Raw genomic sequence first — 18,460 nt, forward strand, 5'->3', positions numbered from 1 at the left:
CCTCGCGCCGCGCGGGAAGTATGCACGTACGTCAACACTTCCGGCCCCAAGCCTCGCTCCGCACCCGAAGTATGCATCTACGTGCACACTTCCGGCCCCAAGCCTCGCGCCGCGCGGGAAGTGTGCACGTACGTCTACACTTCCTGCCCCGAATCAAGTTCCGCGCCGGAAGTATGAGCGTACGTCGACACATCGCGGTCCGAGCCTCGTCCCCCGCCTGAGGTGTGCACGTACGTCGACACTGTATGTTAAGTCCGCAAGCCGGCCCGATGGTTGAATCGGAGCCGGCTTGTTTTTGTTATGTCCTTCATCATAAATCGGCAGCAGCAACTAATAAAAATTTGATTGAAAGTATTAGTGATACATAATAGTATTACAAATAAATAAAAGTATCAGAGGTGATTCAGTGAAACTGGATTTAAAATTGGGCATCAATCTCGGCTTTGCCATCAACAAGTACGTGGAGCCCGAGGTGTGGTCCCGAATCGTCGCCGAGGAGCTGGGCATTCGAAATGTCCAATTCGTCGCCGACCTGCTGAACGTCTTTTTGCCGGACGCCATCATTCGCGAACAGGTCGAACGGATCAACCGCAGCACGGAGCAGTACGGTCTGAACGTGACCAGCACGTTCACCAGCGCCTTTACGCGCGTCAATCACTTCATGCATCCGGACGCCGAGACGCGCAAGACATGGCTGGATTGGTTCAAGAAGTTCGCGCGCGTCTCCGCGGAACTGGGCGCCAAGTCGACCGGCAGCCACTTCGGTATCCTGACGTTCGCCGACTACGACGATCCGGCCCGCAGGGAATATCTAATCGGCGAAGCGCTCAAAAACTGGCAGGAGCTGAGCTGGTACTGCAAGGAGCTGGGCATGGATCACCTGCTGTTCGAGCCGATGTCCGTTCCGCGCGAGATGGCCAATACGGTGGCGGACACGCGGGAGCTGCTGGCGCGGCTGAACGAGGACGCGGGCATCCCGTTCAAGCTGTGTCTGGACGTCGGTCATGCGCCGCATCCGGACGATCGCGATCCTTACCGTTGGGTCAGAGAGCTGGGAAGCGTGTCGCCGGTCATTCATATTCAGCAGACGGAGAAGGATCACAGCCGGCACTGGCCGTTCACGGAGGCGTACAACAGGCTCGGCATCATCCACGGAGAGCCGCTGCTGGCCGCGATCGAGCAATCCGGCGCGACCGAAGCGGAGATCGTCTTCGAGATCTCGCACCGCGAAGCCTGGTCGACGGAATTTCGGATTATTGAAGATCACAAGGAGTCCGTCGCGTATTGGCGCCGGTTCGTCGCGAAGTGAAGGAAGGAGCGAGGCAGATGAGAGCGGCCGTGCTTCACGCCGTCGGCGACCTTCGGATCGAAGCGGTCGAGCGTCCGGTTCCGCGCCGCGGCGAGGTATTGATTCAAGTCAAAGCGTGCGGCGTATGCGGCTCCGACATTCCCCCGCGTTTTCACGAAAGGCACCTACAGCTTTCCGACGATTCCGGGGCACGAGTTTTCGGGGGAAATCGTCGCCGCGGGCGAGGGTGCGGACCCGGGACTCGTCGGCCGCAAGGCCGCCGTGTTCCCGCTCATGCCATGCCGGGATTGCGCGGCGTGCGAGATCGGCGAGTTCGCCCAATGCGAGCATTACGATTATATGGGCTCGAGAAGTCACGGCGCATTCGCGGAATATATCGCGGTACCCGTATGGAACGTCGTTCCGGCGCCGGACAGCCTCGCCTACGAGGAGCTCGCGATGACGGAGCCGGCAGCGGTCGCCCTGCATGCGCTCAGGCAGGCGGGCATCGATATCGGGGACCAGGTGCTGATCAGCGGCGCAGGCCCGATCGGCCTGATGCTGGCCAAGTGGGCGTACGCCTGGGGCGCTTCCAGGGTGCTGCTGTCCGATATCGACCCGGCGAAGCTGGCGTTTGCGCGTTCGTTAGGCTTTTCGGACACGGTGAATGCGCTGGAGGAAGACGCCGCGGAACAGGTGCTCCGGATCACGGGCCGGGGGGCGGATGTCGCCGTAGAAGGCGCGGGTGCCGGGGCATCGCTCGAGGTATGCCTGAAGGCAGTCCGCAGCTTCGGCCGCGTCGTCCTGATGGGCAATCCGGCAAGCGAGATGAGGCTCTCGCAGCAAGGGTACTGGGAGATCTTGCGCAAGCAATTGACGCTGAAGGGAACCTGGAATTCGGGGTACGCCAGTCTGCCGAAAAACGAATGGAAGCTGGTCGTCGAAGCGATGGCGGCCGGCCGGATCGAGCTGCTGCCGCTCGTCACGCACCGCGTGCCGCTTGACGGACTGAACGACGCGTTGGAAATGATGCGGGACCGCAGCGCATTCCATAACAAAGTCATGTTTTGCCATAGCGAGGAGGAGCAGGATGAAAGCCGCCGTATTGGAAGCGCTTGAACGAATGACGATCAAGGAAGTGCAGCTGCCTGAGCCGGATGACGACAGCATGCTGATGAAGGTGGAGTCCGTCGGGATTTGCGGCTCGGATATCCGTATTTTCCACCACGGCAACAGCCGGGTCGAGCTGCCGCAGACTTTGGGACACGAGGCGTCGGGCCGCATCGTGAAGGTCGGCCGCAACGTGACGAAGTTCGCGCCGGGAGACCGCGTATCGCTGGGCGCCGACGTGCCCTGCGGCGCGTGCGTCTTCTGCGAAGCGGGCATGGGCAACAACTGCCAGATCAACTACGCGCTCGGTTATCAATTCGCGGGCAGCTTCGCCGAATACGTCCTGTTGAACAAGACGGTCGTCAATTACGGCCCGATCCACAAGATCGCGGATCATATTACTTATGACGAAGCCGCCTTGGCGGAGCCGCTGGCCTGCGTGCTGAACGGCCTGGAGCTGTCGAACGTCTCCATCGGGGACACGGTCGTCGTGATCGGCGCCGGTCCGATCGGCTGCATGCTGGTCGAAGTCGCGCTGAAAATGGGCGCGCGCGCGCTGCTTGTGAACCGTTCCCGGCCGCGGCTCGAGATGGCGAAGCAGCTTGGCGCGCACGCCTATATCTGCTCGGCGGAGGAGAATGCGATCGAGCGGGTGCTGGAGGAGACGGGCGGACTCGGCGCGGACGTCGTCATCACGTGCAACCCTTCGCCGGATGCCCAGGTCGATGCGATCCACATGGCTAAAAATCGCGCGCGCGTCAATTTCTTCGGAGGTCTGCCGAAGGGTCGATCCATGGTCGCGCTGGATACGAACATGATTCATTACAAGGAGCTGTTCGTTCACGGCGCCCACGGCTCGCTGCCGCGCCATCACCAGAAGGCGGTCGAGCTGATCAATGCCGGCATTATCGATATGAACAAGTACATCTCGCACCGTTATCCGCTCGCATCGATCGAGGAAGCGATCGCCATGGCGGAGAGCCATGCGGGCATGCGCGTCATGATCAAGCCTTGAAGGGCTCGAACGGAGGACCCAACCATGGGCGGTAAAATTGCGCCTTCCCTGATGTGCGCCGACTTTCTTCATCTCGAAGAGACGCTGTCCGCATTGGATCGGGCAAGCGTCGACTATCTTCATATCGACATTATGGACGGCGCGTTCGTCCCGAACTTCACGCTAGGTCCGGACTTCGTGCAGGCTGTCCGCCAGGCGACGCGCATTCCGCTCGATTTCCATCTCATGGTGGATCACCCGGAGCGGCATCTGCATCTGTTCCCCGTGAGGGAGGGGGACATCGTATCGGTGCACCAGGAATCGACGCCGCATCTGCAGCGGACGCTGCAGCAGATCAAGTCGCTCGGCGCCAGCGCGTCCGTGGCGCTGAATCCGGCTACCTCGGTACTGTCGATCGAGGACGTGCTGGACGATATCGACATGATTCTGGTCATGACGGTGAATCCGGGCTTTGCCGGGCAGAAGCTCGTACCGGCGACGCTGCAGAAGATCTCGCGGCTCAGGAAGTATCTTGAGGAACGGGACTGCGGCCATATCGAGATTGAAGTGGACGGCAACGTAAGCATGGAAAATGCGAAAAAAATGCGGCAGGCCGGCGCGGATATTTTCGTGGCGGGCACGTCGAGCGTCTTCAAGCCCGGCGCGGACCTGGTGGCGCTGACCCAGGCGTTAAGAGAAGCCGTGGCTTAGCGCCGCGAGCTTGCGAATCGACGCGATTAATGGAAAGGAGACTCGTTAAAATGACGGATCGGGCTTATGCTTGCTTCGAAGACAAGCAACGAGCGAGAGGCATCGACCTCGGACAGGCGAAGGCGGCGCTTGAAGCGCTCGCCATCGAGACGCCTTCGTGGGGCTATGCGGACCAGGGAACGCGCTTCAAGACATTCCATTATCAAGGCGCCGCGCGAACGCCGTTCGAGAAGATCGACGATGCGGCGGCCGTTCACGAATATACGGGGGGCATGCCCGGCGGTAGCCATCCATATCCCATGGGATGCGACGGAGAATTACGGCGAGCTCGGCGCTTATGCCGCGTCCAAAGGCATACGGATCGGCGCGGTGAACCCGAACCTGTTCCAGGACGAGGCCTACCGGCTCGGCAGCGTCGCGAACAATAAGGAAGGGGTGCGTCGCAAGGCGACCGGTCATCTGCTCGAATGCGTCGATATCGCCAAGGCGGTCGGCTCGGACGCGCTCAGCCTGTGGTTCGCGGACGGCACCAATTATCCGGGTCAGGCGCCGATCCGGCAGCGCGCGAACTGGATGCAGGCGTGCCTCGAGGAAGTGTACGCGAAGCTCGCTCCGGACATGCGGATGCTGATCGAGTACAAGTTTTACGAGCCGGCCTTCTATCATACCGATCTCGCGGATTGGGGCATGGCGTTTAACCTGGCCAACAAGCTCGGACCGCAAGCCGAGGTGCTCGTGGACACCGGCCACCACGCGCAGGGCGCGAACATCGAGCATATCGTCGCTTATCTGCTGAACGAGAAGAAGCTGGGCGGGTTTCATTTCAACAGCCGCAAGTACGGGGACGACGATCTGATCGTCGGCGCCATGAATCCCTACGAGCTGTTTCTCATTTTCTATCAAATTGTCGATGCCATGCGGGACGGCGACACCGTCGTCAGGCAGAAGGCGGCCAACATCGCCTACATGATCGACCAGAGCCACAACATCGAAGAAAAAATACCCGCGATGATCCGTTCCGTGCTCAACGTGCAGACCCAATTCGCCAAGGCGCTGCTGATCAACTCCCAAGAAGTCAGACTCGCGCAAGAACGCCAGGACGTCCTCGGCGCCGAGCACGCGGTGCGAAGCGCCTTCGAGCAGGACGTGACGCCGCTGCTGGAAGCGTTCCGCGAAGAAAGAGGCCTGCCGGCCGATCCGATGAAGGCGTTCTACGACAGCGGCTATTTGAACCGCATTCGCGGCAGGGGGATAATCATAGCGATAGCCAAAGCCATGACGAATAGCGGAAGTCCAGCGAAAGCCGGACGGCCGCTATTTGTTTTGCGCTCGCGCAAGGATTCGCTTCTGCAGAAGATCATCCGCCTACGCGGGCGATCAGCTCGTTAAGTCCATTCGCGTACCAGCTGTGCACGGCGTCGAACTCCGCGTTGACCTGGTCGAGGTGGCGGGAGGTGCCCGAATTTTCGTGCCAGCGGTAGGCCGTGAGCGGCGAATGGACGAAGTGAAAGTCGATGCCGGACAATATCGTCCGCATCCAATAATCGTAATCCTGCGTATACCGAAGCCCTTCGTTGAACCATCCGATGCGGCCGACGACGCTGCGATGCATCATGACCGTGCAGCCGTTGATCGGGCAAAAGGTATGGAGCGCGCGCAGAAAAGCGCCCGCGCTTGCGAACTTGACGGCCAGCTGCGGCTGCAGCAGCTCTCCGCCGGCGCCGATCAGGTCGAAGTCCGTGGCGCTGATCAATGCCCCGTGCGTCAGCATATGGCCGAGCTGGCCGGCGATCTTGTGCGGATAAAAGAGATCGTCGGAGCTGAGCCAGGCGATGTATTCGCCGCTCGACATGCGGATGCCGTGGTTAAGCGCGCTCGCCGTACCGCCGTTCGCCTTGCCTACGTAGTGGATGCTGGAACGGAACGGATCGAGCAGGTGCTGGTTAACGGTAGATCCGTCGTCTACGACGATGATCTCGATATTCGGATAGGTTTGCGACAGGGCGCTGGCGACCGCTTGGTTGACGAAGCCGTCGTTATAAAATGGGATGATGATGCTGACCAAAGGACTCGACATCGTAGGTCTCCCTTCCCGTCTTTCTTCCATGACAGTCTATGTACAAGAAGGCGGGGGAGGCACGACGCTTGACCGGGAGGCAGGCGTCACGAATGAGAATGCGCGAAGCGAGGCCTACCCGAAACCTAATTATTTCCTTTGCTTAAGCGTCGACCGAGGCGTATAATCCGTTCAGACATCGATCGAGAAGCGAGGAAATGGTTATGAACAACGGGTTGGTCAACGCGGTGATCGCGTATATCATGTGGGGAGTTCTCCCGCTTTATTGGAAGCTGTTCAACGACGTGCCGGCCGGCGAGATTCTGTCGCATCGGGTCGTCTGGTCGTTCGTATTTATGGGCATCGTCGTCGTCCTGCAGCGCCGCTGGGGCGACATGCTGCGAATCGCGGCCAGCCGCGCGCTGCTGCTGCCGCTCGTCGCCAGCGGGCTCTTAATCGCGGCCAATTGGCTCATCTTCATCTGGGCGGTCAACAACGGCCATGTCGTCGAGACGAGTCTCGGCTATTATTTGAACCCGCTGCTGAACGTGCTGCTGGCGGTCGTCTTCCTTCGCGAGAAGCCGAACCGCGGCCAATGGCTCGCGATCGCCATCGCCGGCGCGGCGGTGCTGATCATCGCCGTCGACTACGGGCGGTTCCCGTGGATCGCGATCTCGCTCGCCGCATCGTTCGGGCTGTACGGCTTCGCGAAGAAGAAGATCCGGCAGGACGCCTCGATCGGCTTGCTGTCGGAGACGGCGGTCGTCCTGCCGATCGCGCTCGGCTATTGGATCTACCTGGCCGCCGCGGTCAAGACGACGGCGTGGACGCTGCCCGCGTCCACGTTCGTCGAGCTGCTGCTGTCCGGCATCGTGACGGCGCTGCCGCTGCTCTTCTTCGCGCGGGCGGCCGCCCGCATGTCGCTGTCCACGCTCGGCTTCGTGCAATATATCGGGCCGACGATCATGCTGCTCCTTAGCGTGTTCGCGTTCAAGGAATCGGTGTCGCCGGTTCTGCTCGTAGGCTTCTCGCTGATCTGGACCGCGCTGATCGTCTATGCCGCCGCATCGGTGCGCGGCGCGAGACTCGCGAAAGCGGGCTAAAGGCACAGGGAAGCGATCGCAAGACATAAGGTTAAGCAGCCGCCGTCGGCCGCTTAACCTTTTGGCGCAGCGGGATTTCTCTATGCATTTCCGAAGCTTTGTTAAAATCAGTACTTTAAGAAACCCCCCTCGATCCGTTCATTATAGAGAGATGATAGATATCAAGAGGGGTCCTTGAACAGAATGGCGAAAAATACGATCATGCGCAAAACGTACCTCCGCGCGTTTGTCACCTCGGCTGTTTTGATCACGGTCATCGTAAGCGCGTTTTCACTGTATCTGGTGCAAAGATTTTCCCAGTCCGCGCGGGACGAGGTTCTCTCGACCATCCAGAACCAGCTGAAGCAGGTGCAAAAAAGCACGGAGTTTACGCTGTATAAGCTCCGCTTGTACGGGATGCGGATGTTCGCGGACGAATTGGTCCGCGAATGGTTCTCGAGCCCGAACGATCCGCAGCTGCTCGTGCGACTGTCCAACAGCATGAAGGAGTACGCCGCGTCCGAGCCTTTTATCCAAAATATTTATTTGATCAGCGCCAGAGAGAACCGCGTATGGACGCTGCGCGAGTCGATGTTCGACAATATCGATTTTTTCGATCAGCCGCTGCTTCAGAAGGTCAGGAACGACAGAAGCCCTTATTTCCGGTTTCAGGGGCACAGCGACGGGAAGCGGTCGTATATTTATTTGGCGATTCGCGACAACTCGATGAAAAACTCGGACGGCTATCTGGTCATGATGGTCGATAAACGCAACTTCGACGACAACGTGCTGCAGTCCGAGATCTACAGCCAGATGCAGCTGCTCGTAACGGACGCCGCCGGCAACTTTATACTTGGCAACGAGAACGAACGGCTGCTGACGGCGATCCCGACGTTCGGAGAGAGGCCGGAGGGCAGCTTCGATTGGAAGGGCGACGGCCGGAAATGGTTCGTACATACGGCTCAGATCGAACCCGAAGGCTGGCACGTCTACCAGTTTACGCCCTGGGACGTCTGGCAGTACAAGCTGAAGGAGCTGCGCAACGCCATTTTATGGTCGGCGGTGGTCATGCTGACGCTCACGCTCGTCTTCCTGTTCTGGGTTTCCCGCCGGCATTATATGCCCTTCAGCGAGCTGATCGGCTTGATTCAGCGCCATGGGACGGACGCGGACGAGAGCGGGCGTCTTCAGCCCGAGCATCAAATACTGCGCAGCGGGATCGGCAAGCTGGTGACGCAGGTCGAGCAGATGAACCAATCGGTCAAATCCAACCGGCAGACGATCCGGGAGGATATGCTGCGGCTGTGGATTCGCAACGGGACGCTGCCGGCCGAAGCGCGCCAGTCGCTGATCGAGCTGACCCCGATCGCAAAAGCGAAGCAGCTGGGGCTTGCGGTCGTCCGAATCGAATATTATTCCTCCTTCGAGGAGAAGTACAATTTTTATTCCAGAAAACTGCTGAAATACGCTATGGGCAACATTGCGCAGGAAACGCTGCGCTACCACCATGCGGAATGCGAAGCCGTCGATTTTGACGACGACCATATCGTATTGATCTGGGCCGGCTCGATGTCCGGCGAGGATATACGCCGCATGCTGACGGATATGAAAGGAAATATCGACCGATGCCTGCATATCGCAACGGTGTGTTCCTACCATAAGACGACCGAACAAAGCTTTAATCTTCAATCCGTCTACCGGCAGGCGATGGAGTATTCCATGCTGAAGTTTTTGAACGGCGAGGACCAAATTTACGAGGAGTCGGACTGGAGCCGGTTCCAGACGCAGACGCTGGAGCCGTTCTCCGACAAGCTGATTCAGCAGCTTCTCCAATCCGTCAGCAAAGGCGAGGAGCACGAGGCGTTCCTTGTCATGGAGCAGCTGTTCGCGCGCCTGCGTCATCTGCCCTTCGAAGAATGCAGGTTCCAGCTCATCCGGCTCGTGTACGGCATGAAAAATATTTTTGCGGGCCGGCGCTCTTCAGGACTTCGACGGCGTCTCGCGCCAGCTGGATCGCTTCGCCAACCTGAACGAGGTTTACGCGTGGCTGAAAAACGAGATGATCGCGTTCAAGGAACGCAACCAAAAGCCGGGCCGCGAGACGCGCAAGGAGGACGTCGTCGCATCCGTCGTCGATTACGTAAGCAGGCATTTGCAGGAAACGGTATTGACCGTCGAACAGATCGCCGAGCATATCGGCCTTTCCCCGAACTATGTGCGGACGATATTCAAGGATGTGTTGCAGCTGTCGCTATCGGACTTTATCCTCGGCCTTCGGATCGAAAAGGCTAAAAAGCTGCTGCGCGCGACGGACTGGCCGATCACGCAAATTATGGATTCCGCCGGCTTCCAGACGAAGAGCCACTTCTTCACGGTGTTCAAGAAAGCGACGGGGATGACGCCCATGCAGTTCAGGTTCGAAGCGGACGATCACTCATGATGAGAAAATGGGAAGGGGCTGTCTCGACAGATCGCTCGGCCGCTCCCACTGCAACCCGCCGCGCCAGCGCCCCAGGAACCGCACAAAAAATGTGCGGTTCTTGCCCGATCGCCCGCCGCGCCGCGCATACATACGCTCCCGCCGACGCCCGCCGCGCCCGCGAACCCCGGAACCGCACAAAAAAATGTGCGGTTCTTGCCCGTCGCCCGCCGCGCCCGCGAACCCCGGAACCGCACAAAAAATGTGCGGTTCTTGCCCGATCGCCCGCCGCGCCGCGCGTGCATACGCTCCCGCGGCCGCCCGCCGCGCCCGCGAACCCCGGAACCGCACAAAAAATGTGCGGTTCTTGCCCGATCGCCCGCCGCGCCGCGCGTACATACGCTCCCGCGGCCGCCCGCCGCGCCCGCGAACCCCGGAACCGCACAAAAAATGTGCGGTTCTTGCCCGTCGCCCGCCGCGCGGCGCGTACATACGCTCCCGCGGCCGCCCGCCGCGCCAGCGAACCCCGGAACCGCACAAAAAATGTGCGGTTCTTGCCCGATCGCCCGCCGCGCCGCGCGTGCATACGCTCCCGCGGCCGCCCGCCGCGCCCGCGAACCCCGGAACCGCACAAAAAATGTGCGGTTCTTGCCCGTCGCCCGCCGCGCGGCGCGTACATACGCTCCCGCGGCCGCCCGCCGCGCCCGCGAACCCCGGAACCGCACAAAAAATGTGCGGTTCTTGCCCGATCGCCCGCCGCGCCGCGCGTACATACGCTCCCGCCGACGCCCGCCGCGCCCTCGCACCAATTTGGTGTTTGTTCAATCGAGAACCTGAGAAAACCGCGCCAAATCAACGTTTTGATAGAAAGAGAACTATCCAGAACCAGGAAAGTGCCGATAAGATGGGGGCACCGAAAGGGGAGGGAAATGTCCATGGGTAAAGTGTTGAAGTCGTTATTGGCATTCGTAATTTTATTAGGGACATGGAATCTGTCTGCGAACGCCGCCCGTGCAGCCGAACGCGGCACGCTGAGCATGGATCGGACGGTCGTAGAACGAGGGCAGCCGTTGACGATCCGTTACACGGGAGCTCAGGGCAAAAAAGGATTGGATCGGGATTTACCTCAAAACCGAAACGCCGAAAAAGGGGACGAATGCCTGGAAATGGGGCTATGTGAACGACGTCCCCGATGGCACGATCACGCTGACGGATGCAAGCGAAGGCAAAAAAGGAATACCCGAGACTGCAGGATCTGCCGCCGGGAGATTACTATCTCGCGTATTTGCTTAACGACGGTTATACGGAAAATGCGGATCGCTTTTATTTCCAAATCGTCGACAAAGCGATCGCACAATTGAAAGCGGTTCCGGAATCGGTAGCGTTAAAGCTGGACGAGCAGGAGAACAGCGCGCAGCTGCAAGTCGAAGCAACCTACAATACGAAGGAAACGAAGGACGTGACGGCGGCAGCCGGCATTCAGTATGTGAGCAGCAATACGCAAGTCGCGACGGTGACCTCGGCAGGATTGGTGCAAGCCTTGTCGGAGGGCACCGCTTCGATCGGCATTTCGTTCGAAGGAGCCTCGGCAACCGTCGAAGTCACGGTAGGACCGGCGACGCAGGAACCCGGTCCGAAGCCGGAGATCGCGTTCACGGTGATGAGCTTGAACCTGTGGGCGGGAGATGCCATCAAAAAAGCACGGCAAAGACAAGGTGGTCGCGTTCCTCGAGAACGTGATCCGGGTGTCGGGCGCGGATGTCGTCGGCATTCAGGAATCCAACGATGCGATCGTGACGCAGGCAGCCGCAGCGTTAGGCTACAACGTCAGCATCAGGACCGGCTCGGATCGCAGTCTCATCAGCAAATACCCGATTCTCGATGTCGATAAGGACAAGGATTACTACCTGATCGAAGTCGATCCGGGCAGAGCGGTGGCCGTCGGCAACGTGCATTTGAATTCCAAGCCCTACAGCCCCTATAGCATTGCGGACGGCGCGACCGTGCAAAGCGTCATTGCCGACGAGAATGCAGGGCATATGGTCGAGATGCGCAACCCGTTCGGCAAGCTTCCCGCGCTCGCCGAGCAAGGGCTGCCCGTCTTTCTGACGGGAGACTTCAATGTGCCCTCGCACCTGGATTGGACGGAGGCGACGAAGGACCGCTACTTCGGCAAGACGGTGGAGTGGCCGGTATCGAAGAAGCTGGAGCAGCTCGGCATGATCGATTCCTACCGGGCTATCTATCCCGACCCGGCCGCGATGCCCGGCATTACCTGGGCGGTCGAAGGTACCGAGTGGAGAAAGCCGAAGGAAGTCTACGATCGAATCGACTATGTCTATGCCGGAGGCCCCGCGACGACGCTCGAAAGCAAGCTGATCGGCGAGAAGGAAGTCAACGGCGGACCGACCTCCTATGCGGACGTTCAACTGGACAGCTACTTGCCCGACCATCGCGCCGTCGTATCCACGTTCAAGGTCAAGCCGCGCCTATACGCGGACCTGAATTTGCCGTCGGCTCCCGAGCCCGAGCTTACCAGTACGCTGAATATGGATTTGACGACGGTCGAGCGCGGGCAGCCGTTGACCATCCGATACACAGGGGCTCAAAGCGCTAAAGACTGGATCGGTATTTACCGCGCAAGCGAAACGCCGAAAAAAGGGACGAACGCCTGGAAATGGGCTTATGTCGCCGGAATTCCGAGCGGCACGATTACGATCACGGACGCAAGCGAAGGCCGAAAGGAATATCCGAGGCTGCAGGATTTGGCGCCGGGAGATTACTATCTCGCGTTTTTGCTAAACGACGGTTATACGGAGAACGCCAAACGCTTCTACTTCCAGATTGCGGACAAACCGGCGGTATCCCAATTGACGGCCGTCCCGCAATCCATCGAATTGAAGCTCGGCGAAAAGGACAGCGAACAGCTGCGGGTCGATGCCACTTATAGCACGGCTGAAACCAACGATGTGACAACTGCGGCAGGCATCCTGTATGTCAGCAACAAGCCGCAAGTGGCGACGGTCACTTCGGCCGGACTGGTAAAGGCCGTTTCGGCAGGGACGGCCGAAATCGGAATAACGCTCGAAGGAAAAACGACGACGGTCAAAGTGACGGTCAGTCCGGCACCGACACCGACGTCGACACCGACGCCGACACCGACGCCGACGCCGACACCGACGTCGACACCGACACCGACACCGACACCGACACCGACACCGACACCGACACCGACGCCGACACCGACACCGACGCCGACGCCGACACCGACACCGACGCCGACACCGACACCGACGCCGAGCCCGACGTCTACGCCAAGTCCGACACCTACGCCAACCTCCAAACCGTTGGATGAAGCGTTCAGCGATGTAGGCCGCAACAGCCCTGCACAGGTTTCCATCCAGGCGATGTACGACAAAGGCGTCGTCCTCGGCACGCCGGATCGTAAATTCAACGGCAACGCCGCGCTCAAGCGGGCGGACGCCATCATTTTGCTGAACCGCCTGTTCGGGATCAAGGATAACCTGACAACCGCGTTCCATGACGTGAAGCAGGAGAGCTATTATGCGGGAGCCGTCGGGGCGGCCGGCGAGCTGGGCCTGGTTAACGGCACGGATACGAATACGTTCAACCCCAAAGGTATTGTTCGGAATCTCGATTACCTGGTGATGTCCTATCGCTACCTGAATCTCCAGAAGTTCATAGCCGGGGGGAGATCGCAACGATTTGGCAGCCGGCCGGCAGGATCTGAGCGGCGTCCCCGGCTATGCCAGGGAGGCGGTCCGCTACCTCCTCGGTCAAGGTCTGATTGCGCAAGCCGACATCTCGCGTCTGTCCGATGCGGTCACGCGCGAAGAGGCGGTCGTGCTGCTGGCGAAGCTTGACCGGCTCTATCTGAGCGCGGAATCGTAAGCTGTAAGTTGAGGTTGCCGACTGTGCGAGCAGGCGGCAGCCTCTTTTTCGTAAACGGGCGAGAAAAGAAGTTCTTGCTCCGTTTCGTTACAACGAGAACCTGCAAAAACCGCATAAGAACGCCGTTTTGATAGAACCAGAACTATCCAGAACCGCGCGCCTTCCGATACGATGGGGACATCGAAAGGAGAGGGCACAATTGAGTTTCTTGCGAGAGCTTCACAAAAACAAAAGCATTTACGCGATGGCGTTGCCCGGTCTTCTGTTCCTGCTCGTGTTCGCCTACCTGCCTATGGTGGGGCACGTGATCGCCTTTAAGAAATTTTCCGTCTCGAAGGGCATATGGGGGGAGCGAATGGAACGGCTTTAATAACTTCAAGTTCTTTTTCGGCAGCGACGATTGGATTCGCGTGACGCTCAATACGATGGGACTTAACGCGCTGTTTCTCGTCTTCGGTCTCGGCCTGGCCGTGATCCTGTCCATCGCGCTGAACGAGATCCATGCCCGGCTCTACAAGAAGCTGGCGCAATCCATTATATTTCTGCCGTACTTCGTCTCCTGGCTGGTCGTCAGCCTGATGGTGTTCGGCTTGCTTAATTCGACGAACGGCATGGTCAATCACGAGCTGCAGTCGCTTCATATCGGCGCGATCGACTGGTACAGTACGCCGGCCTATTGGCCGGCCATCCTGACCGTCATCTCCATCTGGAAGTTTGCCGGCTACAATTCGATTATCTTTTTTGGCTGCCATCTCGGGCATCTCCGACGAGCTTTACGAGAGCGCGCGCATCGACGGCGCGAACCGGCTTCAACAAATCTTTTACATTACGTTTCCTTTGCTGAGACCCACTTTGGTGATATTGACGCTGCTGGCGGTCGGGCGGATCTTCTACGGGGACTTCGGGATGATCTACGGCATCGTCGGCGAGAACTCGCTGCTTTATCCGACGACCGACGTGATCGATACGTTCACGTTCCGCGCGCTTCGCGGGCTGGGCGACTTCGGCATGGCATCCTCGGTGGCGCTCTACCAGTCCGTCATGGGGCTATTGACCATTCTGCTGTTTAACGGACTCGTTAAAAAATACGATCCTGATTCCAGGCTTTTCTAAAGGAGAACCCGTACATGCAACGACGTTCGAAAACGAGTATCGGCGACCGGCTCGTCAACGGTTCCGCTTATGCGATTACGACGCTTTTCGCCCTCTTTTGCTTGATTCCGTTCTGGATGGTCATTATCGGCTCCTTCACGGACGAGAGCAGTCTGAGAGCGGAGGGCTTCAAGCTGATCCCCGGCAAGCTAAGCTTGTACGCCTATGAATTTCTGCTGCGCGGCGGGCAAGTGTACCGAAGCTATCTCGTGACGATCGAGACGACCGTCCTCGGCACGCTTGCGGCGGTCCTCATCAGCGCCATGTTCGCCTACGTGCTCGCCCATCGCAAGGTCAAGTACAAAAATGCGTTGTCGTTTCTCACCTACTTTACGATGCTGTTCGGCTCGGGGCTTGTCGGCTTTTACATTCTCGTCGTCAACTGGCTGCATCTGAAGGATACGCTCTGGGCTTTGATCCTGCCGTATCTTCTGAACCCGTTCAATACATTCGTTCTCGTATCGTTTTTCCGTACGGTGCCGTACGAGCTGAACGAAGCCGCGACGGTCGACGGCTCGGGCGAATGGCGGACGTTCTTCCGCATCATCCTGCCGATCACGACGCCGGTCCTCGCCACGACGACGCTGCTGTACGCCTTGCAGTACTGGAACGACTGGTGGCTCGCGCTTTTGTTTATCGACGACTACACGCTGCACCCGCTTCAGATCATGATTCGGCAGCTCATCTCCAACATGAACGCCGCGGCTTACATTCAGGGCGCGTCGACCGGCCAGCTCCAGCAGATCCCGGCCTACGGGGTGCAGCTGGCGACCGTCTGCGTGACGATCGGACCGATCGTGCTGCTGTATCCGTTCCTGCAGCGCTACTTCGTCAAAGGGCTGACGATCGGCTCGGTCAAAGGCTAATTCGGGCTATAACCGGCAGTATTCGGTTGAGCATATAAAGAAACATTCCAGGGAGGCAATCGAAATGAAAAGAAAAGCGATGCTGCTGGCGGGTCTCGTCACGCTGACCGCTTCCGGCGTACTGGCCGGCTGCAGTGGAAACGGCAGCGACAACGACAACGAAGCGGCGGGCTCGAGCCCTGCCGGCACGAAGCAAGCTCAACAAAGTGAAGCGCTTAGCCCCGCCACGTTAAAAATTTATATTCCCGGAGACCGTCCCAAGGATATGGACGCCGTCATCGCCGAAGCCGAGAAGCGGATGGAAGGCACGCTTAACGTCAAGCTGAACATCACGTTTATTCCATGGTCGGATCTGGACAATAAAACGTCGCTCGCGCTCGCTTCCGGGGGAAGCCGTCGACCTGATCTTCGACGCGCCGTGGCTGCATATGAACAAGATGGTCGCCTCCGATACGTACGAGGATCTGGAGCCGCTGCTGCAGCAGTACGGCCAGACGATACTGAAAACCCGGCCGCAGGAAATGTGGGACGCGAACAAGTTTAACGGCCATATTTACGGCATACCGCTCGGCGTCTCGCAATATCAGATCAAAGGCTTTTACATCCGCAAAGACTTAAGAGAGAAGTACGGCATGCAGCCGCTGAAAACGTTCGACGATCTCTCGCAATACCTGTACAAGGTGAAGGAGAACGAGCAGGGGATGAGTCCGCTGACGACGCTCGTGTCGACGGACCGCATCACGAACGCATATCCTTTCTATTTCGATTCGGCCTACGACGTCAAGCAGGAAATTCCCGAGATGTATCCTTTCTTCTATAAGAAAAACAACGACGGAAAAATCTATACGCTGTTCGAAAACAAGGACGAGGGCATCTGGTCGGGCATTCAAGGCATGCGCAAATGGTATCAGGACGGCATCGTGAACAAGGATAACCTGGCGGTGCAGAACGAGCGGGATCTGTTCACGGCGGGCAAAACGGCGGCGATCACCTCCGCGGACGTCGGCATTCCGTCATCGATCCAGGACGCCGTCGGCAAGCTCGGCGGGTCGGCCGAATGGGTCACCTTTATGGATCCGTCGCAAAAGTACCAGACCGACTTCAAGCAATGGAACTTCATCAGCGTGCCGAAGAGCAGCAAAAACAAAGAGCGCGCCATCATGTTCCTGAACTGGGCGAACGAAAAAGAAAATTACGATTTGCTCAGCTACGGCCTGGAAGGAAAAAACTGGGAAGCGGTCGGCGAGGACGGGTTCAAGGCGCTGAACGGCGATTACCCGAACTTCGGCTTCGACTGGATCTGGAATCCGACGTACGAACGGTACGACGCGGCCTTGTCGCCGGACGAGCTGAAGTGGTGGAACTGGGCGAAGGACGCGGCCAACTTCACGAAGTCGAAGGATTCGGGCTTCACGTTTAATCCGGAGCCGGTGCTGCAAGAGATGGCAAGGCTGAAGGCGAACTCGTACGTTTATCCGATATTGCTCGGCACGCTCGATCCGGACAAATCCTTTGCCGACTTCGAGACCAAATACGGAGCGGACCTGAAAAAAATTCAAGCGGAATATCAAAAGCAGCTGGATGCTTATCTGGCGGCGCAGAAATAAGGAGATTCGAAAATGGCCTTGAGCAGGTTTGCGCACAATCCGATCGTAGCAACGAACGACGTGAAGCCGATCCATCCCGATTTTCAAGTCGTCGGCGTTTTTAACGCAGGGGTGGCGACCTTCGGGGGCGAGATTATCTTATTGCTGCGCGTCGCGGAAATGCCGGTACAATCCGACGACAATCAGGTGCTGGTCCCCGTGCTGAGCGAGACAAACGGCGAACTGGAGATCGTTCGCATCGCCAAGTCGGACGACCGGTACGATCTGTCGGACTCGCGCGTGATCAAGCAGCGGGGCAAGTACGCGTACCTGACCTCCCTTTCCTATCTAAGGATTGCGCGCAGCGCCGACGGTGTCCGCTTCACGGTGGACCCCGGTCCGGCAATGCTGCCGGACGGCCCGCTGGAGGCCTGGGGCATCGAAGACCCGCGGATTACGCAGATCGGACGTCAATATTACATCACGTACAGCGCGATCTCGCCAAAGGGCGTGAGCGTCGGCGTCGCCGTGACGGAGGACTTCGTGACGTTTGCGCGATCCGGCACGATGCTTCCTCCCGAGAATAAGGACGTCGCGATTTTTCCCGAGAAAATCGGCGGCAGCTACTATGCGCTTCATCGGCCGGTGCCGAAGGCGATCGGTTCTCCCGAGATGTGGATCGCGCAGTCTCCCGATCTCGTACACTGGGGACGGCATCGGCACCTGATCGGCCTTCGGGAAGGGCAATGGGACGGCGGGAGAATCGGCGGCGGAGCCGTTCCGATCAAGACGCCGGAGGGCTGCTGGCTGGCCCTGTACCACGGCGCGGACGAGACGGACCGTTATTGCATGGGCGCGCTGCTGCTGGACCTGGCGGACCCGGCCCGCGTGATCGCCAGATCCCGCGTGCCCATTCTGGAGCCGGAAGCGGAATACGAGGTGAACGGCTTCTTCGGCCGGGTCGTCTTCTCGTGCGGCGCGCTGCTGCTGGATCGAACGATCCGCATGTATTACGGCGCCGCGGACGAAGCGATGGCCGGCGTGGACATCCCGTTAGCCGATATTTACGACACGCTGAATTGAAAGGGCGGAAGGCAGTGCGAGCTGCCTTCTTTCTTCCAACGTTTGGAAAGCGCTATCAAACGCTCGATTAAAGTTACGTTTATAAAGGAGTGCATAGGCATGACCGGACAAATGCAGAGGCTGGCGAAAAGGTGGATCTGTCTCCTGCTCGCCGGCGCGATGATCTCTTCCGTATGGCTGTCCCCGTCCGCATCGGCGGCC

The 18,460-nt window shown here is 58.9% G+C and carries 15 protein-coding genes and 3 pseudogenes; 16 read left to right on the forward strand and 2 right to left on the reverse strand.

Features of this window, described 5'->3' with window-relative positions; genetic code table 11:
* Nucleotides 1-406: 406 nt before the first annotated feature.
* From OMP40_RS03725 to rhaI, 6 genes and pseudogenes are all read left to right on the forward strand, one after another.
* The gene (locus OMP40_RS03725) at nucleotides 407-1,309 is read left to right on the forward strand and encodes a sugar phosphate isomerase/epimerase family protein (RefSeq protein ID WP_277529280.1); all 903 of its coding nucleotides are present in this window, start codon (nucleotides 407-409) and stop codon (nucleotides 1,307-1,309) included.
* 168 nt (nucleotides 1,310-1,477) lie between these two features.
* A pseudogene (locus OMP40_RS03730) lies at nucleotides 1,478-1,711 on the forward strand (alcohol dehydrogenase catalytic domain-containing protein); the annotation flags it as partial.
* 36 nt (nucleotides 1,712-1,747) lie between these two features.
* Nucleotides 1,748-2,407, forward strand: coding sequence for a zinc-binding dehydrogenase (locus OMP40_RS03735; RefSeq protein WP_338131034.1), 660 nt, complete (start codon nucleotides 1,748-1,750; stop codon nucleotides 2,405-2,407).
* Nucleotides 2,379-3,413 carry an alcohol dehydrogenase catalytic domain-containing protein gene (locus OMP40_RS03740; protein ID WP_277529281.1) on the forward strand — a complete coding sequence of 345 codons (1,035 nt, stop codon included), beginning with the start codon at nucleotides 2,379-2,381 and terminating at the stop codon, nucleotides 3,411-3,413. The genes OMP40_RS03735 and OMP40_RS03740 overlap by 29 nt, the downstream gene beginning before the upstream one ends.
* Nucleotides 3,414-3,437: 24 nt before the next feature.
* Nucleotides 3,438-4,103: a ribulose-phosphate 3-epimerase gene (rpe, locus tag OMP40_RS03745; protein ID WP_277529282.1), complete on the forward strand. Its 666-nt coding sequence runs from the start codon at nucleotides 3,438-3,440 to the stop codon at nucleotides 4,101-4,103.
* A 50-nt stretch (nucleotides 4,104-4,153) separates the two neighbouring features.
* Nucleotides 4,154-5,354 (forward strand): annotated as a pseudogene (rhaI, locus tag OMP40_RS03750) (L-rhamnose isomerase); the annotation flags it as partial.
* 106 nt (nucleotides 5,355-5,460) lie between these two features.
* On the opposite strand, the gene OMP40_RS03755 reads toward rhaI, so the two are convergent.
* Nucleotides 5,461-6,180, reverse strand: coding sequence for a glycosyltransferase (locus OMP40_RS03755; RefSeq protein ID WP_277529283.1), 720 nt, complete (start codon nucleotides 6,178-6,180; stop codon nucleotides 5,461-5,463).
* Nucleotides 6,181-6,383: 203 nt separating this feature from the next.
* Between OMP40_RS03755 and rarD the strand changes: the two genes are divergently transcribed.
* The 5 genes and pseudogenes from rarD (at nucleotide 6,384) to OMP40_RS03780 (ending at nucleotide 13,544) form a co-directional block, all read left to right on the forward strand.
* Nucleotides 6,384-7,262 (forward strand): EamA family transporter RarD, encoded by an 879-nt coding sequence (gene rarD / locus OMP40_RS03760; protein WP_277529284.1) that lies wholly within the window; start codon nucleotides 6,384-6,386, stop codon nucleotides 7,260-7,262.
* 183 nt (nucleotides 7,263-7,445) lie between these two features.
* Nucleotides 7,446-9,533, forward strand: a complete 2,088-nt coding sequence (locus tag OMP40_RS03765; RefSeq protein WP_277529775.1) for a cache domain-containing protein — start codon at nucleotides 7,446-7,448, stop codon at nucleotides 9,531-9,533.
* Entirely contained in the window at nucleotides 9,481-9,681 is a 201-nt protein-coding gene (locus tag OMP40_RS03770; RefSeq protein WP_277529285.1) for a helix-turn-helix domain-containing protein, read from the forward strand. The genes OMP40_RS03765 and OMP40_RS03770 overlap by 53 nt, the downstream gene beginning before the upstream one ends.
* A gap of 1,192 nt (nucleotides 9,682-10,873) precedes the next feature.
* A pseudogene (locus OMP40_RS03775) lies at nucleotides 10,874-11,212 on the forward strand (Ig-like domain-containing protein); the annotation flags it as partial.
* A 133-nt stretch (nucleotides 11,213-11,345) separates the two neighbouring features.
* Nucleotides 11,346-13,544 carry an S-layer homology domain-containing protein gene (locus tag OMP40_RS03780; RefSeq protein WP_277529286.1) on the forward strand — a complete coding sequence of 733 codons (2,199 nt, stop codon included), beginning with the start codon at nucleotides 11,346-11,348 and terminating at the stop codon, nucleotides 13,542-13,544.
* A 342-nt stretch (nucleotides 13,545-13,886) separates the two neighbouring features.
* Here the strand turns inward: OMP40_RS03780 and OMP40_RS03785 are convergent, their stop codons facing one another.
* Nucleotides 13,887-14,324 carry a hypothetical protein gene (locus tag OMP40_RS03785; RefSeq protein ID WP_277529287.1) on the reverse strand — a complete coding sequence of 146 codons (438 nt, stop codon included), beginning with the start codon at nucleotides 14,322-14,324 and terminating at the stop codon, nucleotides 13,887-13,889.
* Between OMP40_RS03785 and OMP40_RS03790 the strand changes: the two genes are divergently transcribed.
* From OMP40_RS03790 to OMP40_RS03810, 5 genes are all read left to right on the forward strand, one after another.
* Nucleotides 14,314-14,685 carry an ABC transporter permease subunit gene (locus OMP40_RS03790; protein WP_277529288.1) on the forward strand — a complete coding sequence of 124 codons (372 nt, stop codon included), beginning with the start codon at nucleotides 14,314-14,316 and terminating at the stop codon, nucleotides 14,683-14,685. The two genes, OMP40_RS03785 and OMP40_RS03790, sit on opposite strands and share 11 nt — an antisense overlap.
* A 14-nt stretch (nucleotides 14,686-14,699) precedes the next feature.
* Nucleotides 14,700-15,590 carry a carbohydrate ABC transporter permease gene (locus OMP40_RS03795; protein WP_277529289.1) on the forward strand — a complete coding sequence of 297 codons (891 nt, stop codon included), beginning with the start codon at nucleotides 14,700-14,702 and terminating at the stop codon, nucleotides 15,588-15,590.
* A gap of 64 nt (nucleotides 15,591-15,654) precedes the next feature.
* Nucleotides 15,655-16,134: a type 2 periplasmic-binding domain-containing protein gene (locus tag OMP40_RS03800; protein WP_277529290.1), complete on the forward strand. Its 480-nt coding sequence runs from the start codon at nucleotides 15,655-15,657 to the stop codon at nucleotides 16,132-16,134.
* Entirely contained in the window at nucleotides 16,019-17,197 is a 1,179-nt protein-coding gene (locus tag OMP40_RS03805) for a DUF3502 domain-containing protein (protein ID WP_277529291.1), read from the forward strand. Before OMP40_RS03800 ends, OMP40_RS03805 begins: the two co-directional genes overlap by 116 nt.
* Nucleotides 17,198-17,209: 12 nt before the next feature.
* Complete coding sequence (locus OMP40_RS03810; RefSeq protein WP_277529292.1) at nucleotides 17,210-18,259, forward strand: glycoside hydrolase family 130 protein; 1,050 nt, start codon at nucleotides 17,210-17,212, stop codon at nucleotides 18,257-18,259.
* Nucleotides 18,260-18,460: the final 201 nt, after the last annotated feature.

Source organism: Cohnella rhizosphaerae (assembly GCF_029525575.1).
GTDB lineage: Bacteria > Bacillota > Bacilli > Paenibacillales > Paenibacillaceae > Cohnella > Cohnella rhizosphaerae.

What these genes read in the sequence shown, in the direction of transcription:
- OMP40_RS03740 (WP_277529281.1), top strand. Translation starts at nt 2,379, where the DNA reads ATGAAAGCCGCCGTATTGGAAGCGCTTGAACGAATGACGATCAAGGAA.
- OMP40_RS03805 (WP_277529291.1), top strand. Translation starts at nt 16,019, where the DNA reads ATGAACAAGATGGTCGCCTCCGATACGTACGAGGATCTGGAGCCGCTG.
- OMP40_RS03780 (WP_277529286.1), top strand. Translation starts at nt 11,346, where the DNA reads ATGCCATCAAAAAAGCACGGCAAAGACAAGGTGGTCGCGTTCCTCGAG.
- OMP40_RS03755 (WP_277529283.1), bottom strand. Translation starts at nt 6,180, where the DNA reads ATGTCGAGTCCTTTGGTCAGCATCATCATCCCATTTTATAACGACGGC.
- OMP40_RS03795 (WP_277529289.1), top strand. Translation starts at nt 14,700, where the DNA reads ATGCAACGACGTTCGAAAACGAGTATCGGCGACCGGCTCGTCAACGGT.
- OMP40_RS03785 (WP_277529287.1), bottom strand. Translation starts at nt 14,324, where the DNA reads ATGGCAGCCAAAAAAGATAATCGAATTGTAGCCGGCAAACTTCCAGAT.
- OMP40_RS03765 (WP_277529775.1), top strand. Translation starts at nt 7,446, where the DNA reads ATGGCGAAAAATACGATCATGCGCAAAACGTACCTCCGCGCGTTTGTC.
- rpe (WP_277529282.1), top strand. Translation starts at nt 3,438, where the DNA reads ATGGGCGGTAAAATTGCGCCTTCCCTGATGTGCGCCGACTTTCTTCAT.
- OMP40_RS03735 (WP_338131034.1), top strand. Translation starts at nt 1,748, where the DNA reads ATGACGGAGCCGGCAGCGGTCGCCCTGCATGCGCTCAGGCAGGCGGGC.
- rarD (WP_277529284.1), top strand. Translation starts at nt 6,384, where the DNA reads ATGAACAACGGGTTGGTCAACGCGGTGATCGCGTATATCATGTGGGGA.
- OMP40_RS03800 (WP_277529290.1), top strand. Translation starts at nt 15,655, where the DNA reads ATGAAAAGAAAAGCGATGCTGCTGGCGGGTCTCGTCACGCTGACCGCT.
- OMP40_RS03810 (WP_277529292.1), top strand. Translation starts at nt 17,210, where the DNA reads ATGGCCTTGAGCAGGTTTGCGCACAATCCGATCGTAGCAACGAACGAC.